This is a genomic window from Acinetobacter sp. WCHA55, assembly GCF_002165305.2.
Taxonomy (GTDB): domain Bacteria; phylum Pseudomonadota; class Gammaproteobacteria; order Pseudomonadales; family Moraxellaceae; genus Acinetobacter.
Genome location: NZ_CP032286.1, coordinates 301,329 through 321,468, shown reverse-complemented (window position 1 = coordinate 321,468; position 20,140 = coordinate 301,329). Strand labels below are relative to the sequence as shown.

At 41.0% G+C, this 20,140-nt stretch carries 16 protein-coding genes; all 16 read right to left on the bottom strand.

The annotated features are described in order from the left end of the window. Nucleotides 1-135 precede the first annotated feature (135 nt). A complete protein-coding gene (locus CDG62_RS04245; RefSeq protein WP_087527308.1) occupies nt 136-1,719 on the bottom strand; it encodes a PglL family O-oligosaccharyltransferase in 1,584 nt (527 codons plus the stop codon). 127 nt (nt 1,720-1,846) lie between these two features. After that, complete coding sequence (locus CDG62_RS04240) at nt 1,847-2,326, bottom strand: pilin (RefSeq protein WP_087527307.1); 480 nt, start codon at nt 2,324-2,326, stop codon at nt 1,847-1,849. Between the two features lie 194 nt (nt 2,327-2,520). Continuing rightward, entirely contained in the window at nt 2,521-3,081 is a 561-nt protein-coding gene (locus CDG62_RS04235) for a TPM domain-containing protein (protein ID WP_087527306.1), read from the bottom strand. Beyond that, nucleotides 3,075-4,148 (bottom strand): TPM domain-containing protein, encoded by a 1,074-nt coding sequence (locus CDG62_RS04230; protein WP_087527305.1) that lies wholly within the window; start codon nt 4,146-4,148, stop codon nt 3,075-3,077. The genes CDG62_RS04235 and CDG62_RS04230 overlap by 7 nt, the downstream gene beginning before the upstream one ends. Nucleotides 4,149-4,186: 38 nt before the next feature. Further along, entirely contained in the window at nt 4,187-4,777 is a 591-nt protein-coding gene (locus CDG62_RS04225) for a LemA family protein (RefSeq protein ID WP_087527304.1), read from the bottom strand. Between the two features lie 149 nt (nt 4,778-4,926). Next, nucleotides 4,927-5,805: a metal-dependent hydrolase gene (locus tag CDG62_RS04220; protein ID WP_087527303.1), complete on the bottom strand. Its 879-nt coding sequence runs from the start codon at nt 5,803-5,805 to the stop codon at nt 4,927-4,929. Between the two features lie 223 nt (nt 5,806-6,028). Next, nucleotides 6,029-7,450: an FAD-dependent oxidoreductase gene (locus CDG62_RS04215; RefSeq protein ID WP_087527302.1), complete on the bottom strand. Its 1,422-nt coding sequence runs from the start codon at nt 7,448-7,450 to the stop codon at nt 6,029-6,031. 72 nt (nt 7,451-7,522) lie between these two features. Beyond that, nucleotides 7,523-11,998 (bottom strand): glutamate synthase large subunit, encoded by a 4,476-nt coding sequence (gltB, locus tag CDG62_RS04210; RefSeq protein ID WP_171405701.1) that lies wholly within the window; start codon nt 11,996-11,998, stop codon nt 7,523-7,525. A gap of 447 nt (nt 11,999-12,445) precedes the next feature. Further along, entirely contained in the window at nt 12,446-13,285 is an 840-nt protein-coding gene (locus tag CDG62_RS04205) for a hypothetical protein (RefSeq protein WP_087527300.1), read from the bottom strand. 7 nt (nt 13,286-13,292) lie between these two features. Then, nucleotides 13,293-14,378: a 3-dehydroquinate synthase gene (gene aroB / locus CDG62_RS04200; protein WP_087527299.1), complete on the bottom strand. Its 1,086-nt coding sequence runs from the start codon at nt 14,376-14,378 to the stop codon at nt 13,293-13,295. A 30-nt stretch (nt 14,379-14,408) separates the two neighbouring features. After that, on the bottom strand, nt 14,409-14,891 hold the full coding sequence (locus CDG62_RS04195) for a shikimate kinase (RefSeq protein WP_265088291.1): 483 nt from the start codon (nt 14,889-14,891) through the stop codon (nt 14,409-14,411). 88 nt (nt 14,892-14,979) lie between these two features. Next, nucleotides 14,980-17,058: a type IV pilus secretin PilQ gene (gene pilQ, locus CDG62_RS04190; protein WP_087527297.1), complete on the bottom strand. Its 2,079-nt coding sequence runs from the start codon at nt 17,056-17,058 to the stop codon at nt 14,980-14,982. 18 nt (nt 17,059-17,076) lie between these two features. Beyond that, a complete protein-coding gene (locus CDG62_RS04185) occupies nt 17,077-17,604 on the bottom strand; it encodes a pilus assembly protein PilP (protein ID WP_087527296.1) in 528 nt (175 codons plus the stop codon). Next, complete coding sequence (locus CDG62_RS04180) at nt 17,604-18,341, bottom strand: type 4a pilus biogenesis protein PilO (protein ID WP_087527295.1); 738 nt, start codon at nt 18,339-18,341, stop codon at nt 17,604-17,606. The genes CDG62_RS04185 and CDG62_RS04180 overlap by 1 nt, the downstream gene beginning before the upstream one ends. Beyond that, a complete protein-coding gene (locus CDG62_RS04175; protein ID WP_087527294.1) occupies nt 18,338-18,994 on the bottom strand; it encodes a PilN domain-containing protein in 657 nt (218 codons plus the stop codon). Before CDG62_RS04175 ends, CDG62_RS04180 begins: the two co-directional genes overlap by 4 nt. Next, complete coding sequence (locus tag CDG62_RS04170; RefSeq protein WP_087527293.1) at nt 18,994-20,052, bottom strand: pilus assembly protein PilM; 1,059 nt, start codon at nt 20,050-20,052, stop codon at nt 18,994-18,996. Before CDG62_RS04170 ends, CDG62_RS04175 begins: the two co-directional genes overlap by 1 nt. Nucleotides 20,053-20,140 lie beyond the last annotated feature (88 nt).

Below are 20,140 nucleotides of genomic sequence, written 5' to 3'. Positions count from 1 at the left end.
ATTATATTGATGAAGAAGCCTTTAAGGATAGCTTTGTGCAACAAAGCCGATCCAATTAAATTACCAGAATATAGAATTAAACATAACATTATTCAATAAAAAACATCCAATTTGAAACCTTAATAAATAAAAATATTACTTTAAATAATATTTCATTTTCAAAACATCATCCAAACTATATTGAACAATATATCTACTATTGTATTTAATTAAAAGACTATCACGCTTTTCATACTCACCAATTTTATGATAAAAATAAATTAATTTAAGTATATTATTTGATGATGGTCTTCTTAACAATGCAGTCTCGAAATAATAAATATTATTTACAGAAATATTATTCTTACAATTAATAATAGCTAAATTTTCAAACTCATCAAAAAATATACTTTTATTTTCAACCTCAGCACAATAACCCAAATATAAGGTCCGATAAAAAATCCTGTTTTTTTCAAAATTTTGGATATAAAAGAAACTTAAACCGATAACCAGAAATGAAATAAAATAAAATATAAATTTATTAATTTTCAAATAAAAAAAGTAGCGAGAGTACTTCTTCTCTAAGCTAAAATACAAAACACAAAACACAAATAAAAAATAACTATAAAATAATGGGAACTCAAAAAGAGAATGATTAATCAAAACAGATAACATAAGAAAAATAATCAAGTCATTTGAATTTTCTATTCTAAAAAAAACCAATAACAATTTTATAAATATATATATAAAAAAAAACGCTCCAAATAAACCAAATACCACTATTAAATCTAACAATAAATTATGATAAGAAGAAAGATAGCCTGAAAAATTTTCCCCATACTGAAATTGATAATATTCAATATTTTTCCATCCAACACCAAATAAACCAATATGTGGTAAAACATTGAAAAAATCTTGCCATATAGCTAAACGCTCAAAACCACCATTTATTCGACCAATAACGTCATTTTTTTCATATATTTTACTTAGAAAATGCGCCATTATGATATATAAAAAATTAAGAGAAAATAATATTAATTTTATACTATTAGCTAAAACCCGCCATTTAATACAGGAAATAGTTGTAATAATTATTAATGCAATCATTGCAGATCGAGACTGAGTCAAAACCAAAGAAAAAACCAGTATAGGAATAAAAAATAATACTGGTATTATTTTAAACTTGTTAAAAAAATATATACAGGATAGGACTGACAACAACAATAGAGTTGAAAGATGATTAGGTTGGCCTAAATTTGCGGAGACGCGAGATCCAGTTGATTTGTACAACCAAAAAAACTCTGTCGAAAAATCCATCCATTGATAAATGGATAAAATCGATGATGTTGCCCCAGCTAATACTAACGAAATTAGAATTCCGTCTAATAATTTACCATTTTCATCATGAAAATTACACAATGCAACACATAGGATAATTAAATTAATAAGATATATATTAAATAAAATAAAATATTGATTAAAGTAATAGTATGGATAAGACAAAATTGAACACAACAACAACAACAACAACAACAATAAATTTGTATTTAAAACAACTTTAATCGCATTACTAGAAATAAAATATAAAACAAAAAAAGCTGATAAATAGAAAACATATTTCTCAGAATCATACGTCGTCCATGGATAATAATGATTATAATTTACAAAACTTAAAAACAATAGAAAAATTATCACATATATAAATCTATTTTTTATATAACCATATAATAAATTTTCCATTCAGGCTATTCCTATCGACCTCAAACAGAAATTATAAAAAATAGGATAAATATTATTTAATCAACCATAATGCTTACATGAAAATAGAGGATATTATACCTCTATTTTCACTATATTTTATATACTATTATATAGCTACACAGCTTTTTGGAGCTAAAGATGGTGCTACGTCTGTCTTACACGTCCAAGAACCTGTAGATTCAGAAACAGCCGAAGATGTTGACGTTCCTGCTGATGCATTGGTGTCAGCAGTGCGCTCCCATTGCATTAGCTTTCCTGCAACCTTAGCACTTCCTGCAATAGTACATTCTACTAGAGATGTGCCATCAGCTGCTACTTCAACAGTAATCGCAGAACAAGCACTTGTACTATTTTTAATACCAACAGATTCACCTGTAGTAAGAGCTGCAGCTGCAGCTGCGGTAAGACCTTCTGATAATTTAGCTTCAATATTCACTTTTGCACCACTAATATCGGCTAATGCTACAGATGCTTGAGATTTAGCTGTATAGTTCTGATAAGCAGGAATCGCAATTGCAGCAAGAATACCGATAATTGCAACAACGATCATTAATTCAATGAGAGTGAAACCCTTTTGAGCGTTCATAACATTCTCCACAAATGTTTTGTTAGTTTTTTATAAGCTTTTTAAGCTACTTTGTAATTAGCATGTATTATGCCAACTTTTATTATATTTATTTTCAAATAAAAAACAGCACTTTATTTCACTATTTAAAAATTTATTTTTGAGCATTGTATTTTTATGTAAAAAACTGACAAATATTGTCAGTTTACTTCTTTCTAGTTCAACATAATTGGCGCATTGCTCAATTCATCAGCTTTGTCTTGTATTTTATTGGCATAGAATTGATCCAAAATAGTCCCAATTTGTGTAACACCATCGACTAAAGCTTGGCGATACTGTTGCTGTGCCATTTTTTTAATAATGCTCTGACAGACCTCGTTCCATACCTGCTGTGTGGTGGCTTCCTGTATCCCACGGTCAATCACAATCTCGACTTTACGTTCACACAAATTAAGGTATAACAAAATCCCACTATTCAGCTCAGTATCCCAGACACCAAGTTCAGCGAAAAGCTGTTTTGCACGTCCACGAGTATCTAAATAATAGGCTTCGCGTGCAGGCATGTGTCCTTCAATCACCACTTGAATTTCACCAATGTGCCCATGTTCAGCATCTGATACGGCTTGTGCAATCGCATGTTGATCTTGTTGATTAAAAAAGCGTTTACTCGCTGGCATATGCAGTAAATGCTTTAACCATCGCTTAAAACTCGGTTGCATGACTTCATCCAGCTTGGGTTTCGTGACGATATCCGTCGTTTCAGTTGTTGTTACCATGACCCTGATGCTCCTCCACCGCCGAAGCCGCCGCCCCCGCCACTATATCCACCTCCACCAAAACCGCCGCCGCCACGACCTCCTCGTCCACCGCCCCCACCAGAGGAGAGAAATAGCTGAAAAATCGTTTGGGCTAAGGTCGTGATGAGTAAAAAGAAAATCCCGCCACCAATCAGTAAACTGGTGACTAAACCTGCTCCATTGACCAAACCTGCCACGGTTCCAGCAACTGCAGCCGTCGAGGCACTTAAACGCTTACCCACTACAAAAGATCCAATTGCACCAGCAATTAAGATAAATAAAGCAGTACTCAATGTTTTACTTTTGGCTTCCTGCTCTCGAATAGCTTGCTCTTGGCGCTCTTGTAGTTCTTGTGCCGCTTGGGCTGCAACTTCTGGATCAAGATTTAAAATCCGTTCTATTTCAGTCAGTCCTGCGTTGATCCCTCGGGCATACTGAGCTTGCTTAAAGTACGGTGTGATTTGTTGGTTAATAATATGGTTGGCAATAATATCCGGAATGACCCCTTCCAAGCCATAGCCTGTAAGAATCTGAATACGTCGATCGCTAATAGCAATTGCAATCAGCAAACCATTGTCTTGTTTGGCCGAACCGAGCTGCCATTGGTCTGCAATACGCATGGCAAAACCAAAAATATCCTCTTGACCTGTGGTCGGGACAATCACTACGCCTATTTGGGCTTTTCCTGTGTCATGCAAGGCACGAATTTTTTGGCCAATGGCTTGTTTATCTTCAGCACTTAAAATATGTGCTTGATCGATCACGGGTTCATTTAAGGTCGGTAATGCCCGTATCGACTCGCCCTCTGCCATATCATTCGCAACAAGCGGTTGAGATACAGCATTAGCGCTTTTAGAAGTGACGTTATTGGAGGTCTCTGCTTGCTGATCTTGAATCACCTTTCCAGCGATGACTGTTTCAGTAGCGCTATCTGTTGCAGTCGCAACCTCTGCCCACGTTAATGAACTTAGACACAACAGTCCTGATAAAATGAATGCAACCATCCATTGATACGGAAACCGTTTCCCCTGTTGTGCTCCCTTCATTCATTCACCCTCTATTCATAACTACAGGAAAACCCGACTTAGTTAAATGATACCGTTGGTGCTTTTTGTGCACTTTGCTCCGCACTAAAGTTCGGTTTGGTATCCATACCAATCACCTTCGCGGTCATGACTTGCGGGAACTGACGTGAATAGGAGTTAAAGTCCTGCACCGTAGTAATATAGCGATTACGTGCCACAGCAATACGGTTTTCAGTACCTTCAAGCTGAACCTGTAGATCACGGAATTGCTCATTGGCTTTTAAATCGGGATAGTTTTCTGAGACCGCAATTAAACGCGACAATGCACCCGTCATTTGCGCCTGCGCTTCTTGATATTTTTGGAATAATGCAGGGTCTTCTAATACTTGTTTATCAACTTTTAAACCCGCAACATTAGCACGAGCTTGTGTAACTTCGGTCAGGACTTGCTCTTCATGTTTGGCATAGCCCTTCACCACATTCACCAAGTTCGGCACCAAGTCTGCACGACGTTGATATTGGTTTTGTACTTCTGACCATGCTGCTGTAACCGCCTCATCTTTGACCTGCAAGGTATTATAACCACAGCCCGATAGGGTTAACGTGCTCGCAAGGGCAACAACGACAGCAGTTTTTTTCATAAAATTCATTTAGCTATCCTCTTTCTTTTGTATTTGTTGCAATAACCTGATTGTAAACACATTTGATTATCATTTTGTTGCTTTTAGTTAAAGTATCAAAAAATGAAAAACCGAGTGATCTTCACTCGGTCTTTATCGCTCTTTTCTGATACTCAACACTAAATTACCGCGTACAACTCCTGCTGAAAACTTTCTAATTGATAATCTTCTGCCAAACGCGTTTTCCAGTATTTCAACAATTGGCTGTAATCAATATCTGAGGGATGAAAGTTGCTTTTGTAATAGGACAGATATTCGGGCAGCAATTGCGCAAACATCTTCGCCAGTAAATACAAGCCAAATAGATTCCCACCCAACTTCGGCATACTCTTTTTACGGTCTTGTAAAAATAAACGGCTGGCCGAGTAAAACGTTAAACTGGCAAAACCTGTTGTTACACTGCGCATAATTAAACGGCGAATCTTGTCATCACCATACACATCTTGATAAACATCAAATGCCACCGCACGATGCTCAATTTCTTCAATGGCATGCCAGACCCAGAGTTTCACTGCATCATCATCCAAGGTACTCAACACCTCAGGATGCCTTAAAATATAGCCGCCTAAAAGTGCGGTAAAATGCTCAAAAGCACAGGTAATTGCAAGCTGAATTTTAGGATGCAGGTTTTTCACATAATCATCTTTACGCGCCAACCACGCCTGAAAACGATCGAGATTATAATCATCCCGTCGCCAAGCAGCGTTAAATGCCGTGTGTGCTTGAGAATGCATCGCCTCTTGACCAATAAATGCCGAAATCTGCGCTTGCAGATTTTCATCCTTCACTTGCTCACGGACATTGCGCACACTATGCACAAAGAACTGCTCACCTATGGGAAAGGTCGAAGACAATGCTGTCAGCAAATGCGACATGACTGGTGAATTTGCAAAATAATGCCGACGGATGGCTTTGGGGTTGAATTGCAAACGTCGAATTGTAATACCCTGAGCTTTTGGACGATGTTGATATAATTTTTCTGTCGTCACTTGAGTCATGTCCTTTTCCTAACATTTAACCGAGCGATCTTCAGTATCTAAATTTAAAGGCCGTTCACATATGGCAAAAATGCTTAGTGCATTTGCAAATTCATTCATTTTTATCGGATTCTCCGCCAGATCTTTTTCGATTTATCCCGAACCATCTCATTCATATCATCTCAAGCAAATAGTGATCATAAAAAAACCCGCCGAAGCGGGTTTTTGTGTTGAACGATTTAGATTAAATGTCTAAATAATCCAAAATACCTTCAGCCGCTTGGCGGCCTTCCCAAATCGCTGTGACAACAAGGTCTGAACCACGAACCATATCACCACCCGCAAAGATTTTCGGGTTTGAGGTTTGGAATTTATAGGTTTGCTGTTCAGCTGCAACCACACGACCTGAACCATCAAGGTTAATATTCACATTAGTAAACCAATCCGCAGGACTGGTACGGAAACCAAAAGCCAATAACACCGCATCTGCAGGTAAAATTTCTTCTGAACCCGGAATTGGTTCTGGACTACGACGACCACGGCTATCAGGCTCGCCAAGTTGAGTTGTAACCACTTTTACACCCGTGACTTTGCCATTTTCGCCAACGATTTCGATTGGTTGACGGTTAAACAAGAAGTTCACGCCTTCTTCTTTGGCATTTTGCACTTCACGACGTGAACCTGGCATGTTTTCTTCATCACGACGGTATGCACAGCTCACCACTTCTGCACCCTGACGAATAGAAGTACGGTTACAGTCCATTGCAGTGTCACCACCACCTAGAACAATCACCTTTTTACCTTCAACACTGATGTACTCGCTTGGGTCTTTTTCCCAACCTTGCGTACGGTTGACATTGGCAATCAAGAAATCTAATGCATCATAAACACCATCAAGATCCTCACCTGTGAAGCCACCTTTCATGTAGGTATAAGTACCCATACCCATGAACACCGCATCATATTCTGCAAGCAGTTGATCAATAGTGACATCTGTACCAATTTCAGTATTTAAACGGAATTCCACGCCCATACCTGTGAAAATTTCACGGCGACGCTTCATTACATCTTTTTCCATTTTAAATTCTGGAATACCAAAGGTTAATAGACCACCAATTTCAGGGCGTTTGTCGAATACAACAGGTTTAACCCCGTTACGCACCAAAATATCAGCACAGCCTAGACCCGCAGGGCCTGCGCCAATGATCGCGACTTTTTTATCCGTCCACTTCACATTTGACATATCTGGACGCCAGCCGAGTGCAAACGCAGTGTCATTGATGTATTTTTCAGCGTTACCAATCGTCACTGCACCAAAACCATCGTTTAAGGTACAAGCCCCTTCACATAAACGGTCTTGCGGACAAACACGACCACACACTTCTGGTAGCGTGTTGGTTTGGTGACACAGCTCTGCTGCTTGGAAAATACGACCTTCAGCAATCAACTTTAACCAGTTTGGAATGTAGTTATGTACTGGACATTTCCATTCACAATATGGGTTACCACACCCTAAACAACGGTGGGTCTGATTTGCTGCCACTTCCGCTGTAAAAGGTTTATAAATTTCCACAAACTCTGCTTTGCGGACCTGAATCTCTTTTTTCTCTGGATCTTGGCGTGCTACATCCAGAAATTGAAAGTCATTGTTTAGGCGCTCTGCCATGTCTCTCTCCGTGGGTAGGTACAGCCCGTTTATCTATCGTCTGCACCTGCCTATGTATCAGCAGTAGTGGAATTATTGTGGATCAGCTTGAGTCGTTTTCAACAAAGTCTGTAAATTGGCAGCTTTTGGTTTCACCAACCAGAATTTACGACTGTAGAAATCAAACTCGTTACGGATCTTGTACGCCCAAGCACTACCAGTCTCAGCAATGTGTTCATCTAAGATACGGCTTAAGAACTCTTTATGTTCTTCCATCGATTCAGTCGAAATACGATTCAACTCAATCAGCTCGTGGTTGTAATGATCAACGAAGTCATTATCAAGGTCAAGAACGTAAGCAAAACCGCCTGTCATCCCTGCACCGAAATTGTGACCCACTTTGCCAAGTACAGTCACGATACCACCTGTCATATATTCACAGCAGTGATCGCCCGCACCTTCAATCACGGCAAAAGCACCCGAGTTACGTACCGCGAAACGCTCACCTGCCGTACCTGCTGCGAACAATTTACCGCCCGTTGCACCATATAAACAAGTGTTACCAATAATCGCAGTTTCTTGAGTTTGGAAAGGCGAACCTTTTGGTGGGAAGATCGACACACGACCACCTGCCATACCTTTACCTACGTAGTCGTTCGCATCACCCTCTAAACGAATGTGCAAACCACCTGCGTTCCAAACGCCGAGAGATTGACCCGCAGTCCCCACCAAGTTCATCTTCACTGGGTGCGCTTCCATGCTGAGGTTGCCATAACGACGCGCAATCTCACCTGAAATACGTGCACCAATTGAACGGTCACAGTTGCCAATGGTGAAGTGATATTCACCAGTGGTTCCAGCTTCAATTGCTGGCAACATTTCTGCCACCATTTTCTCAGCAAGCAAGCCTTTATCAAATGGTGCGTTGCCTTCAACTTCACAGTACTGTGCCTTACCTTGCGCAGAAGGATGGGACTCAAGTAATGCGCTCAAATCAAGGTGTGCATGTTTTTCAGTTTCACCAGGAAGCATTTCAAGCAAGTCTGTACGACCAATCAAATCTTTAAGGCTTGAAACACCCAATGCCGCCAACCACTCACGTGTTTCTTCAGCAATAAACGTGAAGAAGTTGATGAGCATTTGTGGCTCGCCAATATAATGTTCTTGGCGTAAATGATCTTGTTGAGTCGCAACACCCGTTGCACAGTTATTTAAGTGACAAATACGCAGGTATTTACAACCCAAAGCAATCATTGGCGTTGAACCAAAACCAAAGCTTTCTGCACCTAAAATCGCTGCTTTCACCACATCCAGACCTGTTTTCAAACCACCATCAGTTTGAACGCGGACTTTACCACGTAAGTCATTGACACGAAGTGCTTGATGCGCTTCAGAAAGACCCAACTCCCAAGGCGAACCTGCATGGTGAATTGAAGACAATGGCGATGCTGCTGTACCACCGTCATAACCTGAAATAGTAATGAAGTCAGCATAAGCTTTTGCTACACCCGCCGCAATCGTACCCACGCCCGGCTCAGACACCAATTTCACTGAGACCATCGCTTGAGGATTGACTTGCTTTAAGTCAAAGATCAATTGTGATAAATCTTCAATTGAATAAATATCATGATGCGGTGGCGGAGAAATTAAGGTCACTCCTGGTACCGAATAACGTAAACGTGCAATTAAGCCATTCACTTTACCGCCTGGTAATTGACCACCTTCACCCGGTTTAGCGCCTTGCGCCACTTTAATCTGTAAGACTTCAGCAGAGGTTAAATACGCAGGCGTTACACCAAAACGACCTGAAGCAATCTGTTTGATTTTCGAGTTACGAATGGTGCCATAACGTGCTGGATCTTCACCGCCCTCACCAGAGTTTGAACGACCACCAATGGTATTCATCGCAATCGCAATCGCTTCATGCGCTTCTGGAGACAATGCCCCCAAAGACATGCCTGCAGAGTCAAAGCGCGGTAAAATCGCTTCTACAGATTCCACTTGATCTAGAGCAATCGAGTTGTCTGTCTTTAACTTTAACAAATCGCGAATTGTCGCCACTGGGCGGTTATTCACCAATTCAGCATATTCTTTAAAGTCTGCGTATTGACCAGAACGCACTGATTTATGCAAAGCATTAATCACATCTGGGTTGAATGCATGGTATTCCTTGTCGAAGACAAATTTCAGCAAACCACCTTGATCGATTGGTTTACGTGTTTTCCATGCAGTTTCAGCCAGTTTCTTCTGATCATTTTCAAGATCAACAAAGGTTGCACCTTTGATACGGCTCGGTACACCAGTGAAGCATTTTGAAACCACTTCTTCAGACAGACCCACAGCCTCAAATAGTTGACCACCACGGTAAGAGGCCACCGTAGAAATCCCCATTTTTGAAAGTACTTTTAACAAGCCCTTTTCAATGCCTTTACGGAAATTCACTTGTGCTTGAATTGGGTCACCCAATAGCTCGCCTTTTGCAACCAAGTCATTGATTACATCATAAGCAAGATATGGATAAATCGCCGTTGCACCAAAACCGAGAATAACTGCAAATTGGTGCGGATCACGTGCCAGCGCTGTTTCAACAATAATATTGGCATCCGTACGCAAACCGACACTAATTAAGTAGTGATGCACAGCACCTGTTGCCATTAACGCATTTGCAGGTAAGAAACCTTGGCGGATTTTCTTATCAGACAATACCAATAAGGTTTTGCCGTCACGAATTGCCTGTGCTGCTTCTTCACAGATACGCGCAATCGCTGCTTCTAGACCTTCAAATTCTGCATAATTTAAATCAATATCTGCAATTTCATAGCCTGTACGACCTAACGTACGAATTTGATGCATTTTCGAATTTGACAACACTGGACTTGAAATAATCAAACGATCTGCATGCTCAGGACCTTGTTCAAAGACGTTCTGTTCACGCCCCAAACAAGTTTCCAATGACATCACAATTGATTCACGCAATGGGTCGATTGGTGGGTTGGTGACCTGAGCAAACTGTTGACGGAAGTAGTCCGACACATGACGTACTTGGCGAGACAAAACTGCCATTGGCGTATCATCACCCATTGAACCTACTGCTTCCTGACCGCTTTCAGCGATTGGACGAAGCAATTGATCACGCTCTTCAAAGGTCACCATAAACATTTTTTGTGATGCTTTCAGGTCATCACCTTTTAAGCCTTGATCACATAAATATTCTTCTAGCTCTGGACTACCTTGTACACGAACTGAGTTTTCGCGTAACCATTCACGATATGGACGCATTTTTTTCAAATGCGTGCTGACATCTTTAGTATCAAGCATTTTACCTGTAAAGGTATCAATCACTAGGATCTGACCTGGACCAACACGACCTTTAGAAATCACATCTTCAGGCTCGTAACCCCATACACCAATTTCAGATGCCAATGTGATGTAACCATTTTTGGTAATCACCCAACGTGCTGGACGTAAACCATTACGGTCCAACATACAAATTGCATGACGACCATCTTGAATCACGAGACCAGCAGGACCATCCCACGCTTCCATATGCTTCGAGTTAAACTCATAGAATGCACGTAAATCTGCATCTAAAGTTTCAACGTTCTGCCATGCTGGCGGAACCAACATACGCAATGCACGGAACAAGTCCATACCGCCACCCACAAGAATTTCAAGCATGTTATCTAAGCTTGAAGAATCCGAGCCAGTACGGTTCACGATTGGGTTTAAATCAGTTAAACCAGGCAACAATGGGTTTTCAAACTTTGGCGTACGCGCCATCGCCCAGTTACGGTTCGCAGTAATGGTATTAATTTCACCATTATGCGCAAGATAACGGAACGGCTGTGCCAAAGGCCAACGCGGCAAAGTATTGGTCGAGAAACGTTGGTGGAACACCACAATATGTGACTCAAGACGCGGGTCTGCCAAGTCTGTATAGAAGTCAGCAATTGCTTCAGGCATCATCAAGCCTTTATAGCTAATCACTGTTGAACATAATGTAGTGACATAAAATGATGAGTCATTGCTGAGCTGCTGTTCTGCACGGCGACGTGCCAAGAAGAGTTTACGGTTAAACTCAACTTCAGAAACGCCCATTGGGCAGTTCACAATAATTTGCTCAAATGCAGGAAGTGACTGCATCGCAATCGAACCCAAAGCATCGTTATTGGTCGGGACCACACGCCATGCCAATACTCGACAGCCTTCAGATTCAATTTCTTTACTTAGAATTTGTTTTGCATGTGCTGCAATCGCTGGATCGAGGCTTAAAAACACCGTACCGACAGCAAAAACTTCACTGAGTGTAATATCACTGAGTTTTTTCGCTTCTTCACGGAAAAACTGTTTTGGCATTGCTAAGAGTAAACCGCAACCATCCCCTGTCTTACCATCTGCAGCAATACCACCGCGGTGGGTCATACAGCTCAGACTGTGCATAGCAGTCTTGACAAGATCATGGCTTGCATCACCCTGCATATGGGCGATTAAACCAAAACCACAGTTATCTTTAAACTCATCCGGTTGGTATAAACCTTGAGCGGGAGCTACAGTATTAGGCGATGGCATGTGCATAGCGTACCCTTCTTTCTACAGGCCCTGTCGGGCGTCTAACAATCTAATTACTTCTTGCCGATTCGTTCAATTGACTCATATTCAGATTCTGATTGAAGTACAGCATTTTTTCTTCACACCCAAGATAGACTGATTTTCGTCTTTATGCATGTCTTAATTGAAAAAATGTATGCAGCAGTCACGCACTTATTTAAGGCACTTGGCCGCTACTATTTCGCTCATAAATCGAATCTTTTTTGCGCCAAAACAGTGACATCAACTCAATTCATGCACCATTAAAGCAAGTTTTATGCCAATTATTTATTTTATGTGTTAAGCGCTTTAGTTTTATTAAGTTTGTGCTTTTTACGTAAAAATTCTGTTCGAATACAATTAAATTATTGCACTATCTTTGTGCATATACCAAAGTTACATTTTTTGATGCGCCATAATGAATCAATTTTAATTAAATGGGTCGGTCACTTCAGGTTCATTTGTTTTATTTTGTGGCGTACTCTCTACGGTCGTTTGTGACTTTTGCACATCAACCACATTTCCATCCGCATCACGACGAGTAACCGTCGTCGATGTTGTCGATTGTTGATTTTGTGCGACTGCCGCACGTGCCGCTTGTTGACGCGCAGCAAGCATGGCTTCATCAATCACGGGTACAGCAGCTGGTTTCAACTGCACGGCATAGAGCTTATTGCTAAGTCCAAGTTCATCAGAACCAAGATCATTGACATATTCAGCATAACTTTCAATTTTTCCAACTTTGGGTTGCACCGACTTTGGCAACGTCAGTTTTAAATCCGCCAATGCTTTTTGCGCCTCATTGGCATTTTTATATACGCCATAAATCAGCACATATTGCTCAATTTGGTTTTCACCCGTCAGTCTTAAGTAACTAAACGCTTGACGATCAGATTGCCTCTGCAAAAAACGCTTAATAATTGCTTCTTCCGAAACTCTAAACAGTTCAATTGTACTGTTCTTTTTATTTTCCTGAATAAACTTAGTACCACGGAATTCAGCTTCATGCTGCGCAATGGCCACCACACGAGTCGTCATATCCAAAGGTTTTACTTCATCGAAGAATGAACCTAAATGGGCGGTGGTTGCGACTTTTTCTGGCTGAATTTGTAACTCAACTTCGGATTCAGCTTTTTTTTCAACTTCAACCACAGTCTCTTGATCTGTAATAGCCCAAAAGACTAAGGCGCCAAACAAGCATGCCCCTCCGAATGCAAGCCAAATATAATTCTGCTTTGTCTGCCACTGGGTTCGAAGGGTTGTTGCCATAATAAAGTTATGCCTGCTCTTGGTTGGCTAAAATCGCCTGTTTCATCAATTCTACATCAAATGATTTGGTAATGATGGCCTGTCCTACCGTTTGCATCAAAACCAAACGCAGTTCCCCGTTCAAGACTTTTTTATCATGAGCCATATACGCCAAAAAGTCATCGAGGGGAATCTGCGGACATACTATCGGTAAATTCGCGCTTTGAATGATATTTTTTGTACGCGCCAAATCTTCTGCACTGATCCAACCCATACGCTGAGAGAGATCCGCCGCCATCACCATACCTGTTGCAACAGCTTCACCATGGAGCCATTCGCCATAACCTAGATAGGATTCAATCGCATGACCAAAAGTATGCCCAAGATTCAATAATGCACGCTCACCTTGTTCTTTTTCATCATTAGCAACAATACGAGCTTTATGGGCACAAGAACGATAAACAGCTTCAGCCAGTGCAGCCTCATCCCCCTGCACCAAAGCATCCATATGTTGTTCCAACCAAGTAAGAAAGTCAGCATCACCCAAGAGTGCGTACTTAATCACTTCTGCCAAACCTGCTGATAACTCACGTGCTGGCAGCGTTTTAAGTTGAGACATATCTGCCAAGACCACTTGCGGTTGTTGAAATGCCCCGATCATGTTTTTACCCAGCGGATGATTAATCCCTGTTTTACCACCGACACTCGAATCCACCTGTGAAAGAAGTGTCGTTGGCACCTGAATAAAATAGACCCCACGCTGGAAGCATGCCGAAGCAAAGCCCGCCATATCACCAATCACACCGCCACCTAAAGCTAAAACTGTACAATCACGGTTGAAGCCTGACGCTAACAATGCATCAAAAATCAGGTTGAGGTGCTCAATATTCTTATATTTTTCACCATCGGGCAAAATACACGTTGCAACTGTTTTTCCCAACGCTTCAATTGCTGCCACGTAACGCGCTAAATACAAAGGCGCGACCGTTTCATTACTCACAATCATCACTTGGCGCCCGTGAATATACGGCTCAAGTAAAGCTTTCGGATCTAGATCACTGCCAATAAAGATCGGGTAACGGCGTTCGCCAAGTTCAACATATAAGGTTTGCATGGATCAAATCACTTCAAAACTGAATCAAAACTACTTTACAAGAATCAAGTTTAAGATACGCTGCGCCAGGTCTCGTGCAGCCCCTTGATTGGTCTCGATAATATAATGGGCAACTTCACGATATAAAGGATCTCGAACGCTAAGTAAGTCACTTAACTTTTGTTCAGGATTCTCCACTTGAAGCAATGGGCGATTTTTATCACGATAGGTTCGCTGTAGTTGAATCTCTACAGGAGTATAAAGATAAACAACGATACCACGTTGTTTAAGAAATGCACGATTTGGAGCCTGAGTCACCGCCCCACCCCCTGTGGCCAAAACCAAGTTAGGTCGAGAGGTTAACTCATCAATCACAACTGTTTCACGACTCCGAAACCCCAGCTCTCCCTCTTTTTCAAAGATCCATGGAATCGTTGCCCCTGTTTTTCGCTCAATCTCATGATCACTATCAAGAAATTCACGCCCTAACAGTTCAGCTAAATGTCGTCCTACCGTTGTTTTTCCAGCCCCCATAGGCCCTACCAAATATATATTTGGTAGGGTGTCAAACTCTTTGCTTGGCAAGGAGTCACCTTTTAGATTTGTTCAAATTGAAAATATATTAATGATTTCTTGAAACACTGTCATTAACAATTCGTGGTGTCACAAAAATCAATAACTCCGTTTGTATCGTCGTTTTGACATTATTCTTAAATAAATTACCTACCACAGGTAAATCACCCAAGAATGGCACTTTTTGATAGTCATTACGCTTCGTATCATCAAAAATACCACCCAATACGACAGTTTCACCATCATCTACCAACACATTGGTTTGTAATTCGCTGGTGTCAATCGCAATACCATCATTGGTAATGTCACCAATTGAGTCTTTCTCAACCATGAGCGCCATTTGAACTTTACCATCTGGAGTAATACTTGGCGTCACTTCTAACTTTAAGTTAGCCGCGCGAAACTCGGTTTTTAAACCTTCTGTCGCACTCCATGTTTGATAGGGAATCTCTGTACCACGCAAGATATATGCTTTCTGTTTATCGCCAGTAAGTACTTTAGGCGCTGATAACACTTCACCATGACCATCCGCTTGAAGTGCACTTAACTCAAGGTTCAACATATAGTCTGAAATTTTCAATAAACCAAAGTTAAATGTACCCGCAGTATTTGTTGCCAAATCTACACCCAAATCAAAACTTGGCTGGAAATCTCCGCCCCAGACTGGGCTATTACCCAGCTTCTTCGCACTCCACTTAATCCCCAATTCACGAGAAAAGTCTGTTGATGCTGTGACGATACGGGCTTCGACCATCACCTGTTTCACTGCGACATCCAACAAGTCAATCATGCGGCGGATCTTGTCAATATTTTGCTGTGTATCATTAATAATTAAGGTATTGGTACGTGAATCAGAAACCGCACTCCCCCGTGAACTCAATAAGCTTTCTAAAGCCAATGACTCTGAACCCGCTGTACGATTCGACACACTCCCCTTACTATCACGAGAGTCTTCTAACAATTTCAATACATCTGCCGATTTTGCATAACTCAATTGAATATAATCGGTTTGAATCGGTGCAAGTTTAATGCTTTGTGCGATGGCTTTGGCTTCATCTTCCTCAGATTTAATCAATTCTGCTACAGGGGCAATCCAAATCACATTACCATTGCGACGCTTATCCAAATTCTTGGTTTTCATAATAATATCAAGCGCCTGATCCCACGGGACATCTTTAAGGCGTAAGGTAATATTACCTTGTACCGTGTCCGAAGCCACCATGTTAACGCCTGTAAAATCAGCCAACAGCTGTAATACACGACGCACTTCAATATCCTGAAAATCTAAAGAAATCTTTTTGCCCGTATAAGCACTTGGTGCTTTAGGCTTCATTGGATTTTTATCTTCAGGACGCTTCAAACTAATGGTGAGCTTATCTTCTGCCTGATAAGCCATATATTCAAAACTACCATTCGATTGAATTGTGATCAGACCATTACTACCATCGTTTTGTGCATCAATGGTCGATACAGGGGTTGCGAAATCATTCACATTGAGACGACGTGATAAATGTGCAGGAATTTTATTCCCCAAAACGCGCACTACAATTTTACTACCTTGCTGTTTTACATCGACAGGGGTATTACTGCCTTTTAAATCAATGACAACTTGGCCTTCTCCATCTGAACCACGCTGGAACCCAATATTTGAAATCCCTTGCTCTGAACGTGCCGCAGCAACAGGTGTTACTGCTGTTGGGCTCGCTGAGTTAATTTTCAGAATAAAAGTATTACCTTCAACACGTGTAGTAAATGCACCTGCATCCGCCAAATTTACAGTTAAACGTGAACGTTGTGCATCTGAAGTCACATCCACAGTACTGGCTTCAGCCGTTGCAACTGCAATACTGCCTTGTTTTAAGCTCTGCTGTGCTTTATCGAAATCTAAAACCAGACGTGATGGCTGTTCCAACTGATAGGCTTGCGGTTGAGGTGGCAAACCGTTGAACATGACCCGAATTTCTGTTCCCTGTCCTGGAATTTGCATCGGCACAATATTCGTAATACTGACTTGTGCACTTGCAGCCTGCATTACCGCCATTGCAATTGCACCCATTGAAAACTGACGGAACATATGGTTCATCGTATTGCCATCCCCAAAAATAAAATCTTTAGCACTATTTTTCATTTTTATTCCTTTTCCTTTTTAAGGCGCCAACCCAATTAATACTAGGCTTCTCGGGCGTTCGACATAGCCCTCACGCCCATCCGGAATAATTTCAATCAAATCAATTTGTGTGGCGGTAATATTAGTCACACGACCATGATTCATTCCCAAATAACTACCGCGCTGCACGCGTTCAATTTCACCATCAGGTGTTTGAATCAACGCCAAAATTTGTCCATTTTGTCCGCGCATGCTGCCTTTCATGTTCAGCGATTCAATCGCATAACTTTCTAAGGGTTGTAATTGGCGAGATAAGTTTGGATAAACACGCTTTCCAGCCATGATTTTCAGTTCAGCAGCTAGCGAACTTGGCATGAATGGGCTCTTTAATTGATGCGCTGCATAATTAAAAGTCGGCACAGGTGGGAAATCTGGCGCAGGCTCAATCGGCAATGGTGGCTGATTGCGAATTTCAGCCATTTGCATATTGACCGCATCAATACGTGAATCACAACCAACAAGGAGTAGTCCTACGCAAAGACTAAGTAAGAGGTTTTGATATTTCATTACTTGGCACCTCCCGCATCGGCTTTCTTATCATTTTTTGTATCTTTTACATCAACATCCGTTGTAGCTGCCGCCCCGACATAACGGTAGGTTTTCGCTTTTACACTGTATGAAATTTGTGGAATATCTGTCTTTTTATCATTGTTACTTGATGCTGAGATATCGAAGTCATGCAAGGTCACAATACGCGGCAAAGCTGCAATTCCACTGACAAATGAACCAAAAGAATGATAATCACCCGTCGCTTCAATAGAAATCGGCTGTTCGATAAAGAACTCTTGTCGAATTTCTGGCTCTAAACGAATATTCTTAAACTTTAATCCAGAATTTACGCCACTCACGTTGATATCTTCAACCAAACCCGGAATTTCAGTTTCTTTCGGCAACTGTTCTAACTGCTGATTGAAATTCGCTTCCATTTCTTGCAACTGTGCTTGATATTGCTGCAAGTTACGTAATTTTGAATCTTTTTCACGAAACTCATTCAGTAAATTTTGTTCTTGTGCATGTGCATTTGAAATCGCATCAAGCTTCGGCTTAATCACGACAAAATAACCCAATGCCCCAATCACTAAAATGATAAAGATCCAACAAGTCAATTTGACTGAAAAGGGCCAACTACCGTAATTGTTTGGATCTAAAGTATTAAACTGTTGAAAAAACTTATCAACTGTCATTTTTTTCTTAGTTACAGCATGGTTTTCTGATGTTAATTCTTCAAATTCATCGCGACTCATTGTGCTGCCCCCGCTGTTGAATTATTAACTGTGCTTGCTGCTTCAGGTGTGGTCGCATCAGGCCCTACTGGCTGAGCAATCTCATCTAAATCTGCTGTTACAACAAAGGTGCCATAGGTTTCTTCAACACGCGGCACAATGGAGCTTGGTGCTTTATCTTTTTTCTCTTCAGCAACCAAGAATGAATTCATAAAGGCATTACGATACCACGCCGATGCCTCTAGGTTACGTAAAAATTCCGCAACTGTATTCGGGCTTTCGGCTTTCCCTTCAATGGTAAATTTATCGCCCGTGCGTACAAACTTAGTAATGTACATATTACTTGGAGTAACACGTACCATTTCATCGACCAAACGAACTGCTACAGGACGTTGACCTTGTAAACCTTGGATCAACTTCATCCGCTCAACAATCGCATTGCGCTGCTCTTGTAGACCTTCCAATGACTTTAGTTGAACATCTAAGTTTTGATTGGTACTCACCACCAACTGATTGGCCTGTTCTTGATCTTCAAGTTTTTGACTGTAAAACAACCAAGCTAAAGCAACAGCTAAAACCCCAACTAATGCAGCCCCAACACAATATGCAATAAATTCTTTTTTTCGTTTCTCTCTTAACGCATCACGCCAAGGGAGTAGGTTTATTTTTGCCATTAATCAAAACTCCTCAATGCCAATCCACATGCCACCATGAGTGATGAAGCATCATTTTCAATTTTTTTAATGTCGATTTGTGGAGAAAAGCCCATTTGTAAAAATGGGTTGGCAATGGTGACCCGATAACCTAATTTTTGTTGTAATAACTTCGCTAGTCCTGGAATATTGGCATTCCCCCCTGCCAATAAAATATGATCGATCTCATTAAATTGAGAGGACGAAAAGAAGAACTGCAAAGAACGTGCTGCTTGTTGCACTACCGCTTCAAGAAAAGGCTCAAGTACTTCAATATCATAGTCGTCAGGCAGGGTACGGCTTTTTTTAGCACGTCCCGCTTCTTCAAAAGACAACCCATAACGGTTTTGAATTTCTTGAGTCAATTGTTTACCACCGAACACCTGTTCACGAGTATAAATGACTTTATTATTTTGCATAACGGACAAGGTGGTCATGGTATGACCAATGTCTAAAATTCCAACGGTGTTTACGCCCATTGGAAGCGTATCTGAAAAGACTTTGAATGCATTTTCAATGGCGAAACTTTCAACATCGGCAATCTTAGGCGTTAAACCACCCAGCTCCAATGCTTCTGCACGCGCCTCTACATTTTCAATGCGGGTTGCAACGAGGAGTACGTTGACACGATTGGGATTGGCTAAACGGTCTGGAAGAACTTCAAAATCCAAACTCGCTTCATCTAATGGGAATGGAATATATTGTTCAGCATCATCACGAATCTGAATCTCACGTTCGTCATCGTTCATATCTGCATCCATTTCAATGATTTTAGTAATCACCATAGACGTCGGAACTGCCAGCGCTACCTCCGTCGATTGAACATTGGCCAAATTTACCGCACGCTCAAGGGCATCACCAACTGCTTCTGGATTCAATATATTTTTTTCGACCACACTTCCTTCTGGTAATGGGACTAGTGCATAGCTCTCCACCCAGTACCGATTGTTTTTAACAGAAAGTTCCAATACCTTAACAGAAGTCGAACTAATATCTACTCCTATTAACCCCTTACTTGGCTTACGATATAACCTGAGCACAGTATCATTCCTATTATTTTTTTATCCCCAAAAAAAGTAACCCACTAATTAGTCCGCGTCTATAATTTTATACGGATACAATAACTCA

Bases quoted from the DNA above. Each gene is read 5' to 3' on its own strand.
- CDG62_RS04215 (WP_087527302.1), bottom strand. From the start codon at position 7,450: ATGGCAGAGCGCCTAAACAATGACTTTCAATTTCTGGATGTAGCACGC.
- CDG62_RS04195 (WP_265088291.1), bottom strand. From the start codon at position 14,891: ATGGGGGCTGGAAAAACAACGGTAGGACGACATTTAGCTGAACTGTTA.
- CDG62_RS04235 (WP_087527306.1), bottom strand. From the start codon at position 3,081: ATGGTAACAACAACTGAAACGACGGATATCGTCACGAAACCCAAGCTG.
- CDG62_RS04220 (WP_087527303.1), bottom strand. From the start codon at position 5,805: ATGACTCAAGTGACGACAGAAAAATTATATCAACATCGTCCAAAAGCT.
- CDG62_RS04240 (WP_087527307.1), bottom strand. From the start codon at position 2,326: ATGAACGCTCAAAAGGGTTTCACTCTCATTGAATTAATGATCGTTGTT.
- CDG62_RS04175 (WP_087527294.1), bottom strand. From the start codon at position 18,994: ATGGCAAAAATAAACCTACTCCCTTGGCGTGATGCGTTAAGAGAGAAA.
- CDG62_RS04205 (WP_087527300.1), bottom strand. From the start codon at position 13,285: ATGGCAACAACCCTTCGAACCCAGTGGCAGACAAAGCAGAATTATATT.
- aroB (WP_087527299.1), bottom strand. From the start codon at position 14,378: ATGCAAACCTTATATGTTGAACTTGGCGAACGCCGTTACCCGATCTTT.
- CDG62_RS04245 (WP_087527308.1), bottom strand. From the start codon at position 1,719: ATGGAAAATTTATTATATGGTTATATAAAAAATAGATTTATATATGTG.
- CDG62_RS04225 (WP_087527304.1), bottom strand. From the start codon at position 4,777: ATGAATTTTATGAAAAAAACTGCTGTCGTTGTTGCCCTTGCGAGCACG.
- CDG62_RS04180 (WP_087527295.1), bottom strand. From the start codon at position 18,341: ATGAGTCGCGATGAATTTGAAGAATTAACATCAGAAAACCATGCTGTA.
- gltB (WP_171405701.1), bottom strand. From the start codon at position 11,998: ATGCCATCGCCTAATACTGTAGCTCCCGCTCAAGGTTTATACCAACCG.
- pilQ (WP_087527297.1), bottom strand. From the start codon at position 17,058: ATGAAAAATAGTGCTAAAGATTTTATTTTTGGGGATGGCAATACGATG.
- CDG62_RS04185 (WP_087527296.1), bottom strand. From the start codon at position 17,604: ATGAAATATCAAAACCTCTTACTTAGTCTTTGCGTAGGACTACTCCTT.
- CDG62_RS04230 (WP_087527305.1), bottom strand. From the start codon at position 4,148: ATGAAGGGAGCACAACAGGGGAAACGGTTTCCGTATCAATGGATGGTT.